The sequence below is a fragment of the Pseudomonas oryzihabitans genome, assembly GCF_006384975.1.
Lineage (GTDB): Bacteria > Pseudomonadota > Gammaproteobacteria > Pseudomonadales > Pseudomonadaceae > Chryseomonas > Chryseomonas psychrotolerans_B.
The window spans coordinates 443,906-457,044 of the sequence record NZ_CP021645.1 but is presented as its reverse complement, the minus strand read 5'-3'; the positions used below and the strand labels follow the sequence as shown (position 1 = coordinate 457,044).

Genomic DNA, 13,139 nt, shown 5'->3' with positions numbered 1-13,139 from the left:
GCTCAGGCTTTGACGAAAAGCGCCTGCGCCGGCGGGTTCTGCGGGAGTCGAGCGGACCCGAAGACGGAGGGCTGTCACAGCCGCGTCTACTTGTCGCTCCCACCCTCAGACCGCCTCCAGACGACTTTCGTCAGCGCCCGTCATACTTCCCTCGGCCGCGGAACCGCCCGGGCCCGGGACGGCCTATAGCCTATTCCTTTCCGTGCATTAGTCGAATACACATGAAGCAGCTCTTGTCCCGTACCGCCCTCGTTGTAATGCTTGGCGTCGTCGCAACGCCCCTCTACGCCAAGTCCAACTCACCGGTTAGCGTCGACAAGCTGCAACCCGACCGCGACCAGGTCATCGCCAGCCTCAACATCGTCGAGCTGCTCAAGCGCCATCATTACAGCAAGCCACCGCTCAACGATGCCCAGTCGATCAAGATCTACGACAGCTATCTGAAGATGCTTGATCCCGCGCGGCTGTATTTCAATGCCGCCGACATTCGCGAATTCGATGCGTCCCGCACCCGCTTCGACGATTACCTCAAGCAGGGCAACCTCGAACCGGGCTTCGCCATCTACCGTCGCTATGCCCAGCGCGTGGCCGAGCGACTAAATTATGGCCTGGGGCTACTGAGCGCCGGCATCGACAAGCTCAACTTCAACACCAACGAGAGCTTCGACACCAATCGCGAGAAGGCGCCCTGGCCGGCCGACACGGCTGCTCTGGACGATCTCTGGAAGCGCAAGCTCGAGGACGAGGTGCTGCGACTGCGCCTCTCCGGCAAGACCGACGCCCAGATCCAGCAGCAGCTGACCAAGAGGTACAAGAATCAGCTGGCACGCCTCAACCAGATCCGCAGCGAAGACGTCTTCCAGACCTACATCAACGCCTTCGCCGAGTCCTACGACCCGCACACCGAATACCTCTCGCCAGAAAGCGCCGAGAATTTCGACATCAACATGAGCCTGTCGCTGGAAGGCATAGGCGCGGTGCTGCAGAACGACAACGACTACGTGCAGATCCTGCGCCTGGTGCCGGCTGGTCCGGCGGACAAGTCCAAGCAGGTCGCGCCCGGCGACAAGATCGTCGGCGTGGCCCAGGGCGACGGCGAGATGGTCGACGTGGTCGGTTGGCGGCTGGACGAGGTGGTCAAGCTGATCCGCGGACCCAAGGGCTCCAAGGTACGCCTGGAGATCATCCCGGCGAGCAACGCCCCAAGCGACCAGAAGACCAAGATCGTCACCATCACCCGTGAGGCGGTCAAGCTCGAGGAGCAGGCTGCCCAGAAGCACGTGATCGACGTTCTTCACGAAGGCAAGCACTACAAGCTCGGCGTGATCACCGTGCCGGCCTTCTACCTCGACTTCAAGGCCTATCGTGCCGGCGACCCCAACTACAAGAGCACCACGCGTGACGTGAAGAAGCTCATTGGCGAGCTACAGAAGGACAAGGTCGATGGCATCGTCCTGGACCTGCGCAACAACGGCGGAGGCTCGCTGCAGGAAGCCACCGAACTGACCGGCCTGTTCATCGACCAGGGCCCCACCGTGCTGGTACGCAATGGCGACGGCAAGGTCGAGGTGCTCAACGACGACGAAGGCGGCGCCTACTACAAGGGCCCTCTGGCGGTACTGGTCAACCGGCTTTCGGCCTCGGCCTCGGAGATCTTCGCTGGCGCCATGCAGGACTACCACCGCGCGCTCATTCTCGGTGGCCAGACCTTCGGCAAGGGCACGGTGCAGACCATCCAACCGCTCAATCACGGTGAACTCAAGCTAACCATTGCCAAGTTCTACCGGGTCTCCGGCCAGAGCACCCAGCACCAGGGCGTGCTGCCGGACATCGACTACCCGGCTGTGGTGGATACCAAGCAGATCGGCGAGAGCGCCCTGCCCAACTCCATGCCCTGGGACACCATCGCCCCGGTCATCAGCGATCCGAACAACCCCTTCGCGCCCTACATGAAGGATCTAATCAAGCGTCATGACACCCGGGTACAGAAGGATCCGGACTTCATCTTCGCCAAGGAGCGCCTCAAGCTCGCCGAGGAGCTGGCCGCCGATACCACGGTCAGCCTCAACGAACAGAAGCGCCGCGCCGAGCAGGATGCCCTCGACCAGCGCCAGTTGGCCATGGAGAACGAGAAGCGCAAAGCCAAGGGTGAGGCGCCGCTCAAGGAGCTGAAGAAGATCGACGAGGACAACCCGGCCCTCGACGACAACAAGACCAAGCCCCAGGACGATGCCTATCTGATGGAATCCGGCCATGTACTGCTGGACTACCTGGACTTGAGCCATACCCCGCCCAAGCGCTGACATCAAAACGTCACAAGACTGTCGTGAAATGCCCGGGGGCCGCTAAAGACGGCCCCCGGGCATTTTCGTTATAGGGTTCTCGCAGGCTTAACCATGACACTGAATGACCAGGCTGGAGTGTTGGAGCGCATTCTTGCCAATCGGGAGCTGCATTCGCTCTTCCAACCCATAGTGTCCCTCAGCGAGCGCCGGATCCTGGGCTATGAGGCGCTCATCCGTGGCGCCTCCAACACTCCTTTGCACTCGCCCCTGCCGCTCTACGCCACGGCACGCCAGGCAGGGCGCCTATCCGAATTGGAAATCGCCGCCCGCCAGCAGTCTTGTCAGAGCTTTCGTGAACTGGGCCTGGAAGGGCTGCTGTTTCTCAACGTCTGCCCGGAAACCCTCCTGGAGCCTGCGCACCAGTCCGGTCAGACTCTCAAGCTGCTGCAGCGGCTGGGGCTCTCGCCGGCCCAGGTGGTGATCGAGCTGACCGAACAGGCCCCCATCGACGACTTCGCACTGTTGGCCACCGCCCTGCACCACTATCGCGCCATGGGCTTTTCCATTGCCCTGGACGACCTGGGCGCCGGCTATTCCAGCCTCAGGCGCTGGTCGGAACTGCGCCCCGATTTCGTCAAGATCGACCGCCATTTCATCGAGTCCATCCACCGCGACCAGGTGAAGCGCGAGTTCGTCGGTTCCATCCTGAAGATGGCCGAGGCCTCCCGGGCACGGGTGATCGCCGAAGGCATCGAGACCCACGAGGAACTGTCCACGCTGGCGAACATGGGCGTCGACCTGGTCCAGGGCTATCTACTGAGTCGGCCGAGCGCGACGCCGCCGCGGGAGATCCAGACCCTGCTGCCGGTCATCGTTACCCGCAGTCCCGAGCTCGCCGAAGAGTCGACCACCATCGCCAGCCTCAGGATCGAACAGGTGGCGGTCGGCCAGGACATGCTCATCCCCGATGTCCTGGAGCGCTTTCGCCTGCAACCCAGCCTGAACACCCTGGCCGTGGTGGACGACGATGATCGACCGGTGGGCATCATCCATCACCATGAACTGAGCTCGGCCTTGCTCAAGCCCTTCGCCCACGAGGTGTTCGCCCGCAAGCCCATCGCGCGGCTGATGAGCCAGGACTTCCTGGCGACCGAAACCACCCAGTCCCTGCAACAGGTCAGTCGCCTGCTCACTGCCCGCGCGCGCCAGCGTATCGAAGAAGATTTCATCATCACCGAAGGTGGTCGCTACGTCGGGGTCGGCCGGGTCATGGACCTGTTGCGCTTGATCACCGAACAGCGCATCCAGCAGGCTAAGCATGCCAACCCGCTCACCCAGCTGCCGGGCAACGTGCCCATCCAGCAGTGCCTGACCCGGTTGCTGGATCAGCGCCGCGAAGCCGTGGTGTGCTACGTCGACATCGATGGCTTCAAGCCCTTCAACGATCTATACGGCTACGCCAAGGGCGATGAGGTGTTGCTCTGCTTGGCGCAGACGCTGTCCGAGCGCCTGGACCCGCATCAGGACTTCGTCGGCCACATCGGCGGTGACGACTTCCTGGTGGTGCTGGGTTCCACGGATTGGCGCCAACGACTCAATGGCCTGATGGCCGCCTTCCAAGAGCGTTGCCGGCATTTCTATCGCAGCGAGCATTTGGAGGCCGGCTGCTTCCTGGCCTACGACCGGGACGGCCGCCGGCGGGAGTATCCGCTGTTGTCGCTGTCGCTCGGGGTGGTGGAACTGGATCAGGATGCCGGCAAGCGCGTGGATGCCAGCGCCTTGGCAGGTCTGGCGTCGGAAGCCAAGCGCAATGCCAAGATGGTCCCCGGCTATAGCCTGCACCTGATGCGCGCCTGAGGCCTATTCCTGACGGTGATCGGGATAGCTGTGTTCGAACACCCGGGTCACCTCGGCCGCATGCCAGCTGACTGCATCGCTCACCTGCGGCGAGCCCTCCAGGGCGCCCAGCCGTAGCGCGCAGTCGAAGAAGCCCTCACGGGGAATGCGGCTGCCACTCTGGCTCACGACCAGAGCGCTGCGCAGTGGCCTGCCTTCGCGGCGGTCGAGGGCAGCCAGGTATTCCAGAGCGGTGGTCAGGGTCACCATGGCCGGCTGGGGTAGCCCCAACCGCTCGATCAGCGAGCGGTAGGTCAGGAGGCTGCGGCTGCGCCGAGCGCTTTCCAACTCATCCAGCAGGGCCAACCAATGCTGGCGGCTGATACGTACACTCAAGAGAACTCAGTCCCGCAATTGGTCGAGGGCCACACCCGGTGCGGGGCGCTCGTGCTTGTCCGGCAGCGCGGCCAGGGCGGCCTGCTGGGTGGCGGATCTATTGTCGCGCCAGGTACGGAAGGCGTCGAGCTCGCCACTACAGGCCTTACCGATCCAGGCCAATACGGCGAGGTCATCGAGCAGGCCGAACATGGGTACCCAGTCGGGAATGAGATCGATGGGCAGCAGGAAGTAGACCAGACCACCGGCCACCGTCAGCAGGGTCTTGCGGCTGATGCCCCGGTACTGGCCGCGCCACCAGGCCAGCAGCAGTTGATGGAACAGGTTCAGGGTATCGCGCGCATCACCCAGCTTGAGACCACGCTGGCGGGTCTTGCGCGCCACCCCCAGCAGCAAGGCGGGCAGGCGTCCACGAATCAGTAGGCGTTGGGCGATACCGAGATAGCGATCAAAATTCTTCGGCGGCTTCATGGGCACCTCGAACGTTAGGGACATGGCCGGTGCGCGAGCCTATGCGGCACGGCATGCTAACACTCTGATCGCAAAGGGCCGCGAGGGTTTCCCGGTACCCCAATGGAAAACGCCCTGCAAGCAGGGCGTTTGAGGGCTTGGTGCGGCCCGTTACTTCTTGGCCGGTGCCTTCTCGGTCGCTGCCGGTGCCGCGTCGGCGGCCGGTGCAGCCGGGGCGTCTTCGGCATCCGCAGCGCCGTGATCCTTGATGCCGAGCAGCTCCAGGTCGAACACCAGTACCGAGTTGGCCGGAATCGCCGGGCTCGGGCTCTGGGCGCCGTAGGCCAGGTCGGCAGGGATGTACAGCTTGATCTTCTCGCCGACGTGCATCAGTTGCAGCGCCTCGACCCAACCCGGAATCACGCCGTTGACCGGCAGGTCGATCGGGGTACCGCGCTTGATGGAGCTGTCGAACACGGTACCGTCGACCAGCTTGCCTTCGTAGTTCACGGTGACCACATCGGTGGGCTTGGGCTGCGGGCCATCACCCTTCTTGACCACTTCGTACTGCAGGCCGGAAGCGGTGGTGATGACGCCAGGCTTCTTGCCGTTCTCTTCGAGGAATTTCTTGCCGGCCTTGGCATTGTCTTCGCTGACCTTGGCCATCTTCTCTTCGGCACGCTTCTGCAGGGCGGCGAAGGCTTCGGTCAGTTGCTGATCGGTCAGCTTCTGGTCCTTCTTGCCGACGGCGTCTTCGATACCGAGGGCGACGGCCTTGGGATCCAGATCGTCGATACCTTCCTGGGCCAGGCTCTTGCCCATGTTCAGACCAATGCCGTAGGACGCCTTCTGGGCCGGGCTTTCCAGTTCGACCTTGGGCTTGGAGTCGCAGCCGCTCAGAACCAGACCCACCAGGGCCACCGCTGCTGCTAACCGATACTGTTTCATGTTGATTCCTTATCCGTGCGCATCGTGCGCGTTCAAATAACTGATCGAGCTTACAAGGAGACCTGCTCGCTTGCCATGGCCAGGCCTCTAAATGGCTGCAAAGGATAAGATTTCAAGCTTAGGTCTGCCTGAACGTTGCGTGAACGAGGTGCAGGCGTGCCTGCTGCCGGGCTGCGACCGCCAGCCGCAAGGGCACGACTGACGCCGTCCCAGGCGTTAAACTGGCGCCTTCCTCAGCGCTTGATAGAGACGTTCATGTTCGAGCCCAATGATCTGAATCGCCCGCCCCTGGAGCTTGCCCGCGAATCGCGCAAGGCCGGTGGCTATGGTCTGCTGTACTCGGTACTGCTGGCCATCGGCATCCTCCTCTACCACCACTGGGTGCCCTCCGCTTTCCCCGGCGACCTGCTGCAGATGTCCATGGCCCTGCCCATCATTCTGTTCGTCGGCAGTGCCGTGTATTACCTCGCCATGGTCCGCAAATGCGAGCGCCTGCAGCGCGAGGCGGACGAGAAAGCCGGCAAGGCCAACTCGAAACGCCGTTAGCCGGACCGAACGACGCAGCCGGCGCCCGGTCGACTGTCCATGACGACCGGCGCGGGAGGCGCGATGCTGACCATCACCGATCTGCACAAGAGCTATGCGACGCCCCAGGGCCCCCTACCCGTCCTACGTGGCGTCGATCTCGCCCTGGCCCGGGGCGCCAGCCTGGCCCTCATGGGCGAATCCGGCAGTGGCAAGAGCACCCTGCTGCATCTGGTCGCCGGCCTCGACCGACCCGATGGTGGCCGTATCGAGGTGGCAGGTCGTGAGCTGTCCCGCCTGAACGAAGGCGCCCTGGCCGCCTGGCGCCGCGAGGGCATCGGGCTGATCTTCCAGCAATTCAATCTCATCGCCAGCCTCACGGTGCGGGATAACCTCGCCTTCCAGGCGCGTCTGGCCGGCCGCCACGATCCGCACTGGCAGACCGAACTGGCCACCAGGCTGGGGCTTGCCGCCCTACTGGATCGCTATCCCGAGCAATTGTCGGGAGGTCAGCAACAACGCGTCGCCCTGGGACGAGCCCTCGCCTCGCGCCCGCCGCTGCTACTGGCGGACGAACCCACCGGCAACCTCGACGAAGCCAGCGGCGACCAGGCCCTGGCCCTGCTGCTGGAGCTGGTGGCGGAGACCGGCAGCAGTCTGCTGATGGTCACCCACAGCGCTCGTATCGCCAGCCAGCTCGACCGTACCCTGCAGTTGGAACGGGGGCGCCTGAGCGGCGCGGCCCCATGAGACTGCTCTACTGGAGCCTGCACAGCCTCGCCAGTCATTGGCGACGCCATCCGCTGCAACTCGCCGGGCTGGTGGCGGGACTTTGGTTGGCCACTACCCTGCTCATCGGCGTGCTGGCGCTCAACGCCCAGGCGCGGCAGAGCTATGCCCAGGCCAGTGCCCTGTTCGGCGCCAACCAGGCCGCCCTGGAGGCGCGCGACGGCGGTCGCTTCCCGCAGCAGGTGTTCGTCGACCTGCGTCGCCAGGGCTGGCCGGTCTCGCCCGTGCTGCAAGGACGGCTGGCCCTGGCGGGACGCGAACGTCCAGTGCCCCTGCTGGGTATCGAGCCGGTCAGCCTGCCCACCGATGGCGGCGTTGCGGCCAGCGCACCGCCCGCCGCCCTGTTCGACTTTCTCAGCCCAGCGGGCACTACCTGGATCGCCCCGGAAACCCTGCGTGAATGGCACCTGCGGGAAGGCGAGGTGCTGCGGCGTACGGACGGCATGGCCTTGCCGCCGCTCCAGCACCGTCCGGGTCTGGCGCCCGGGATGCTGGTGGTGGATATCGGACAGGCGCAGCGGCTGCTGGATGCACCGGACCAGCTGTCACGGCTGATCCTGCCCAAAGCCTTCCAGCGCGATCTGCCGCCCTTGGAGGGTACCCGCCTGCACCGGGTGGAGAACGACCAGGGTGCCGAACTGGGGCGACTGACCGACAGCTTCCACCTCAATCTGCTGGCGCTCGGCCTACTGGCCTTCGCCGTGGGTCTGTTCATCGTCCATGCCGCCATTGGCCTGGCCCTGGAACAGCGTCGCCCCCTACTGCGCACCCTACGCGCCTGTGGCCTCGCGGCGGCAACCCTGGTCACGGCGCTGGCGCTGGAATTGGCCCTCATCGCCCTGCTGGCGGGTGCCCTGGGCGTAGCGAGTGGCTATGGCCTGGCGGCCCTGCTGTTGCCGGACGTGGCGGCGAGCCTGCGCGGGCTCTATGGCGCGGAGGTGGCCGGCAGCCTGACCCTGAGCCCGGCCTGGTGGCTGGCCGGACTCGGACTGAGTCTGGGCGGTGCGCTGCTGGCCGGGGCTGACGGCCTCTGGCGCGCGGCGCGGCTACCCGTGCTGGCCCTGGCCCAGGGCGAAGCCTGGCGCGCCGCCCATGGCCGCTGGCTCAGGCGCCAGGCGCTGGCCGCGCTGCTGGTGGCGCTGCTGGGCCTGGGCCTGTTGCTGGGTGGCAACAGCCTGGCCAGTGGACTTGCCCTGCTCGGCTGTCTGCTACTGGCCGCGGCCCTGGCCCTGCCACCGCTGCTGAGTGCCGTGCTGGACCTGCTGCTGCAGCGGGCGCAGCGGCCGCTTGCCCGCTGGTTCCTCGCCGATGCGCGGCAGCAATTGCCCGGACTGTCCCAGGCACTGATGGCGCTGCTGCTGGCCCTGGCAGCCAATGTCGGCGCCGGCAGCATGACCGAAGGGTTTCGCCGCACCTTCGACGGCTGGCTCGATCAACGCCTGACAGCCGAACTCTACCTGCGCCCGACCGACGCCAACCAGGCGGCGGCCCTGCAAGCCTGGCTACCGAGCCAGCAGTCTGTCCGGGCGGTCTTGCCCGTGTACGAACAGGAGATCACCTTGCAGGGACAACCGACGACCCTGAGCGGCGTGGTGGACGATGAGCTCTATCGCGAGCACTGGCCGCTACTCGATGCCCGGGCCGCCGCCTGGACACCCTTCTTCGCCGGTGAGGGGGTGATGCTCAGCGAACAGCTGGCCCGGCGCCTGCAGGTGACGACCGGCCAGCGGATCGAATTGCAGGGTAGCCAGGGCAGGTGGTCCGCGCCCATCCTCGCCACCTATGCCGACTACGGTAATCCGCGCGGCCATCTGCTGCTGCCCCAGCCACGGTTGCGCGCGCTGTGGCCGGAGGCGAGCCTGATCCGCATCGTGGTACGCCTGGCACCGCCCCAGGTGGATGCCCTGCGTGAACGGCTACAGCAGCAGTTCGGCCTGGATGCCAGTCGCTCCATCGACCAGGGTCAGTTGCGCCGCTATGCCGACCAGGTGTTCGAGCGCACCTTCAGCGCCACCGCAGCCCTCAACGCCCTGACCCTGGCAGTGGCCGGGCTGGCGCTGTTCATCGCCCTGCTCGGCCAGGCGCAGCGCCGCCTCGGCCAACTCGCGCCGCTGTGGGCGCTGGGGATCGAACGTCCGCGGTTGATCCTGCTCAGCCTTGGGCAACTGCTGGGCCTTGCGCTCCTCACCCTGGCCCTGGCCATTCCGCTGGGTATCCTGCTCGCCTGGTGCCTGGTGGCCGTGGTGAACGTACAGGCCTTTGGCTGGCGTCTACCGCTGCAAGTCTTCCCCGGTCAGTTGCTGGCGCTTGCCGGTATCGCCCTGCTGGCGACCCTGTTGGCCGCTGCCTGGCCCCTGCTGCGACTCAGGCGCAGCCAACCGCTGGACCTGCTCCGGGAGCTCGGCAATGAACGCTAGGGCCCTGTTGGTCGCGCTCCTGCTGCTGACCGGTTGCGATGACAAACCGGCCCCGGAAGGCTTCGCCGGGCTAGGCCAGGGCAGCGAGCATTTCGCGCCGGTGGTGCCCGGCAAGGTCTTCAGCTTCCCGGCGGATCACGGGGCCCATCCGGATTTTCGCATCGAGTGGTGGTACGTCACCGCCAATCTCAGCGACGCCGCCGGCCATCGCTACGGTGTGCAGTGGACGCTGTTCCGTAGCGCGCTGCGGCCTGCGGCCGACCAACCCGGCTGGGGCAACGGCAATCTCTGGCTGGGCCATGCCGGACTCACCACCGAGACGCGGCAATTCTCCGCCCAGACCCAGGCGCGGGGCGGCGTCGGCCAGGCCGGGGTAACGGCCAGCCCCTTCGCCGCCTGGATCGACGCTTGGCGTCTGCAAGGTGATCTAGCGGGCCAGGCCGAGGTCCAAGCCCAAGGCCCGGGCTTCGCCTATCGACTGGACCTCGTCGCTACCGGCCCGCTGGTGCTGCAGGGCGAAGGCGGGGTGAGTCGCAAATCCGCCAGCGGTCAGGCGTCCTACTACTACAGTCAGCCGTTCTTCCAGGCCCAGGGCGAACTGGAGATCGAGGGCCGGCGTATCCCGGTGCAGGGGCTGGCCTGGCTGGATCGCGAGTGGAGCAGCCAGCACCTGGCGGCGGACCAGCTTGGTTGGGACTGGTTTTCCCTGCACCTGGACGACGGTCGCCAGCTGATGCTCTATCGCCTGCGCCAGGCCGATGGCCAGCATTATCTGTTCGGCAACCTGATCGCCGCCGACGGCCACAACCAGCCCCTGCATCCCGGCGACATCCGCCTCGCGCCCCTGTCAACGCACCCGGTAGCCGGCCGCGAGGTGCCGGTGCGCTGGTCCATCATCCTGCCGGGGCGAGACGTCGACCTGCGCATCAGCGCGCTCAACCCCAACGCCTGGATGGCCCTGGGCACCCCCTACTGGGAGGGCCCGGTCAGCGTGGAGGGTAGCGCCAAGGGGGTGGGCTATTTGGAGATGACGGGCTATTAGGCTCTGTACGAAAAATGCCTGCGCTCGGTGATGCTTCGTTGAAAAAGGCCTGGATGGCCAGGCCCTCCTAGGCGGCCCCGTCGCAATGCTCATTTACCATTTGTAAACTCGTTCGCGAGCCCGGTCGAGCGCGACTCCGATCCACTTCCTCAGCTTTTTTCGCGGAGCCGCCTAGGCCTCGCCTAACCTTCGCTCGGCGACTTTTCGTACAGAGCCTAGTGCAACACATTGGCGAGAAACTGCCGGGTGCGGGCCTCCCGGGGCGCGCTGAACAACTGTGCCGGAGCGCCGCTTTCCAGGATGCGGCCCGCGTCGAAGAACAGCACCCGGTCCGCCACCTCGCGGGCGAAGCCCATCTCGTGGGTGACCACGATCATGGTCATGCCCTCCCGGGCCAGGTCCTTCATGATCGCCAGCACCTCGTTGACCGTCTCCGGGTCCAGCGCCGACGTCGGCTCGTCGAACAGCAACAGTTGCGGTTGCAGGGCCAGCGCCCGGACGATGGCTACCCGCTGCTGCTGACCGCCGGAGAGTTCGGCCGGATAGGCGTCGGCCTTGTGCGCCAGCCCGACTCGCGCGAGCAGCGTCCGTGCCTGGCGCTCGGCCTCGGTGGCGCTCAGCCGCCCGAGCTTGACCGGCGCCAGGGTCAGGTTACGCAGCACCGAGAGGTGCGGGAACAGGGTGTAGTCCTGAAACACCATGCCGACCTTCTGCCGCAGCGTCGCCAGGGCGCGACGGTCGCCGGCGTGCACCGGAACGCCGTCCAGCTCCACGGTGCCGGCTGAAGGCTCTTCCAGGCTGTTGAGGCAGCGGATGAGGGTCGACTTGCCCGAACCGCTGGGCCCTATCACCACCACCACCTCGCCGGCGGCGACGTCCAGGTCCACGCCACGGACGATCTGCTGTTCGCCGAAGCTCTTGCTCAGGCCCCGCACCTTCAGCAGTGCGCTCATTGGGTCAGCGCCCGCAGATTGGCGTCCAGGCGCGCCTGGCTCTGCACCTGCCGGGCGCGCCGGGCCTCCTGGCGCTCCCGCTCCAGGGTCAGGCGCGCCCGAGCGGCCGCCAGGGTCCGGGCCAGGGCCGGGGCACCAGGACCGCCGGGCGATTGCCGCGAGGCGACGTTGGCGGTGGGGTCCAGGCTTTCGCCGACGCGCGCGGCGTCCAGCCCCAGGGGGCGACCGATCACCGCCTGGGCGGCCTGGTCGAGCATGGCGCTGTCGATGGCGTGAGCGGGCAGCCCCGCGTCCAACGCCTGGCGTACTACGGCGCCCACCACATGGTGCGCCTCGCGGAACGACAGTCCGCCCTCGCGCACGATGAGATCGGCAAGGCCGGTGGCGGTGGAGAAATCCCGGGCGCTGCGCTCCAGTCCGCGCGCGGCCTCGGGCTGCGCCGTACGCAGCACCAGATCCAACAGCCGCAGGCAGCGCAGGCTTTCCTCCGCGGCCTCCCAGAAGCCGCGGGTGCCTTCGCGATTGGCATCGCCACTGTGGCTGAAGTGGGTGCCCTTGACCGTCATGGTGGCGGCCATCAGCAGTCCGGCGATGTGGCCGCTGCGGCCCTTGAGGTACTCCAGCACCACCGGATTCTTCTTCTGCGGCATGATGCTGGAAGTGCCGGCGACGCTGTCGGGAAACTCCACCAGGCCGAATTCATGGGTGGCCCAGACGAAATAGTCCTGGGCCACCCGGCTCCAGAACACCGCCAGCAAGCTCAGGTGCGACAGGCCTTCGAGAATGAAGTCGCGGGAGGCCACGGCGTCCAGGGCATTGTCCAGGTAGCCGTCGAAGCCGAGCAGCTCGGCGGTACGCGCCCGGTCGATGGCGAAGGGCGTGCCAGCGAAGGCCGCCGCACCCAGCGGACTCTGATTCATGCTGTCGAGGGTGGCGGCCAGGCGCAGGCTGTCGCGCTCCAGGGCCTGGGCCACGCCGGCGAGATAGAAGCCATAGGTGATCGGCTGCGCCGGCTGCAGATGGGTATGCCCCGGCATGACCGTGGCGGCATGCCGCTCGGCCCCTTCCAGGGCCGTGGCGCGCACCTGCTGCAGCGTCTCCAACACCTCGGCGAGGACATCCCGGGCGCGCAGGCGATCCAGGGTGGCGAGGATGTCGTTACGACTGCGGCCGATGTGCAGCCGCCCGCCGACGTCCGTGCCCAGGCGTTCGATCAGCGCCGCCTCGTAGTTGAAATAGGCATCCTCGCGCAGCGGGTCGAGGGGTACCGCGCCAGGACCCGCAGCTTCCAAGTCGAGGATGCCGCGCGCCAGGGCGGCAGCCTGGGCGCGGTCGATCAGCCCCTGTTCGGCGAGCATCACCACATGGGCCTTGTTGACGTCACCCAGATAGGGAAAGCCCTCGGCGAAGCCGGCGAGGCGCGGGGCATAGATGAAGTCGCAGACCTCGGGCGCGGTGGCCTCCCGGAGCCGACGGCTGACCTTGGATTCTTGCATGG

11 protein-coding genes are annotated in these 13,139 nt (G+C 66.3%); 6 read left to right on the top strand and 5 right to left on the bottom strand.

The window, feature by feature from the left end; all coding sequences use genetic code 11:
* The first annotated feature begins 221 nt into the window (after window positions 1-221).
* On the top strand, window positions 222-2,303 hold the full coding sequence (locus CCZ28_RS02015; protein WP_140215477.1) for a carboxy terminal-processing peptidase: 2,082 nt from the start codon (window positions 222-224) through the stop codon (window positions 2,301-2,303).
* Between the two features lie 93 nt (window positions 2,304-2,396).
* Window positions 2,397-4,142 carry a bifunctional diguanylate cyclase/phosphodiesterase gene (locus CCZ28_RS02010; RefSeq protein WP_140215475.1) on the top strand — a complete coding sequence of 582 codons (1,746 nt, stop codon included), beginning with the start codon at window positions 2,397-2,399 and terminating at the stop codon, window positions 4,140-4,142.
* 3 nt (window positions 4,143-4,145) lie between these two features.
* On the opposite strand, the gene CCZ28_RS02005 is transcribed toward CCZ28_RS02010, so the two are convergent.
* From CCZ28_RS02005 to CCZ28_RS01995, 3 genes are all read right to left on the bottom strand, one after another.
* Window positions 4,146-4,517 carry a hypothetical protein gene (locus CCZ28_RS02005; protein WP_140215474.1) on the bottom strand — a complete coding sequence of 124 codons (372 nt, stop codon included), beginning with the start codon at window positions 4,515-4,517 and terminating at the stop codon, window positions 4,146-4,148.
* Window positions 4,518-4,523: 6 nt separating this feature from the next.
* The gene (locus tag CCZ28_RS02000) at window positions 4,524-4,988 is read right to left on the bottom strand and encodes a YkvA family protein (RefSeq protein WP_058765028.1); all 465 of its coding nucleotides are present in this window, start codon (window positions 4,986-4,988) and stop codon (window positions 4,524-4,526) included.
* Window positions 4,989-5,138: 150 nt separating this feature from the next.
* Complete coding sequence (locus CCZ28_RS01995) at window positions 5,139-5,915, bottom strand: FKBP-type peptidyl-prolyl cis-trans isomerase (RefSeq protein ID WP_140215472.1); 777 nt, start codon at window positions 5,913-5,915, stop codon at window positions 5,139-5,141.
* Between the two features lie 255 nt (window positions 5,916-6,170).
* Between CCZ28_RS01995 and CCZ28_RS01990 the strand changes: the two genes are divergently transcribed.
* The 4 genes from CCZ28_RS01990 (at window position 6,171) to CCZ28_RS01975 (ending at window position 10,688) form a co-directional block, all read left to right on the top strand.
* Complete coding sequence (locus CCZ28_RS01990) at window positions 6,171-6,461, top strand: hypothetical protein (protein ID WP_140215470.1); 291 nt, start codon at window positions 6,171-6,173, stop codon at window positions 6,459-6,461.
* A 63-nt stretch (window positions 6,462-6,524) separates the two neighbouring features.
* Window positions 6,525-7,190 carry an ABC transporter ATP-binding protein gene (locus CCZ28_RS01985; RefSeq protein WP_140215468.1) on the top strand — a complete coding sequence of 222 codons (666 nt, stop codon included), beginning with the start codon at window positions 6,525-6,527 and terminating at the stop codon, window positions 7,188-7,190.
* The gene (locus tag CCZ28_RS01980; RefSeq protein ID WP_140215466.1) at window positions 7,187-9,646 is read left to right on the top strand and encodes an ABC transporter permease; all 2,460 of its coding nucleotides are present in this window, start codon (window positions 7,187-7,189) and stop codon (window positions 9,644-9,646) included. Before CCZ28_RS01985 ends, CCZ28_RS01980 begins: the two co-directional genes overlap by 4 nt.
* On the top strand, window positions 9,636-10,688 hold the full coding sequence (locus CCZ28_RS01975; protein ID WP_140215465.1) for a lipocalin-like domain-containing protein: 1,053 nt from the start codon (window positions 9,636-9,638) through the stop codon (window positions 10,686-10,688). The genes CCZ28_RS01980 and CCZ28_RS01975 overlap by 11 nt, the downstream gene beginning before the upstream one ends.
* Window positions 10,689-10,903: 215 nt before the next feature.
* Here the strand turns inward: CCZ28_RS01975 and CCZ28_RS01970 are convergent, their stop codons facing one another.
* Together CCZ28_RS01970 and argH are read right to left on the bottom strand one after the other, a co-directional pair.
* Complete coding sequence (locus CCZ28_RS01970; RefSeq protein ID WP_140215463.1) at window positions 10,904-11,641, bottom strand: amino acid ABC transporter ATP-binding protein; 738 nt, start codon at window positions 11,639-11,641, stop codon at window positions 10,904-10,906.
* Window positions 11,638-13,137, bottom strand: coding sequence for an argininosuccinate lyase (gene argH / locus CCZ28_RS01965; protein ID WP_140215461.1), 1,500 nt, complete (start codon window positions 13,135-13,137; stop codon window positions 11,638-11,640). The genes CCZ28_RS01970 and argH overlap by 4 nt, the downstream gene beginning before the upstream one ends.
* Window positions 13,138-13,139 lie beyond the last annotated feature (2 nt).

Excerpts from the sequence above, each read along its gene's own strand:
- argH (WP_140215461.1), bottom strand. The coding sequence starts at position 13,137 with ATGCAAGAATCCAAGGTCAGCCGTCGGCTCCGGGAGGCCACCGCGCCC.
- CCZ28_RS01975 (WP_140215465.1), top strand. The coding sequence starts at position 9,636 with ATGAACGCTAGGGCCCTGTTGGTCGCGCTCCTGCTGCTGACCGGTTGC.
- CCZ28_RS01990 (WP_140215470.1), top strand. The coding sequence starts at position 6,171 with ATGTTCGAGCCCAATGATCTGAATCGCCCGCCCCTGGAGCTTGCCCGC.
- CCZ28_RS02015 (WP_140215477.1), top strand. The coding sequence starts at position 222 with ATGAAGCAGCTCTTGTCCCGTACCGCCCTCGTTGTAATGCTTGGCGTC.
- CCZ28_RS01980 (WP_140215466.1), top strand. The coding sequence starts at position 7,187 with ATGAGACTGCTCTACTGGAGCCTGCACAGCCTCGCCAGTCATTGGCGA.
- CCZ28_RS02000 (WP_058765028.1), bottom strand. The coding sequence starts at position 4,988 with ATGAAGCCGCCGAAGAATTTTGATCGCTATCTCGGTATCGCCCAACGC.
- CCZ28_RS01970 (WP_140215463.1), bottom strand. The coding sequence starts at position 11,641 with ATGAGCGCACTGCTGAAGGTGCGGGGCCTGAGCAAGAGCTTCGGCGAA.
- CCZ28_RS01995 (WP_140215472.1), bottom strand. The coding sequence starts at position 5,915 with ATGAAACAGTATCGGTTAGCAGCAGCGGTGGCCCTGGTGGGTCTGGTT.
- CCZ28_RS01985 (WP_140215468.1), top strand. The coding sequence starts at position 6,525 with ATGCTGACCATCACCGATCTGCACAAGAGCTATGCGACGCCCCAGGGC.
- CCZ28_RS02010 (WP_140215475.1), top strand. The coding sequence starts at position 2,397 with ATGACACTGAATGACCAGGCTGGAGTGTTGGAGCGCATTCTTGCCAAT.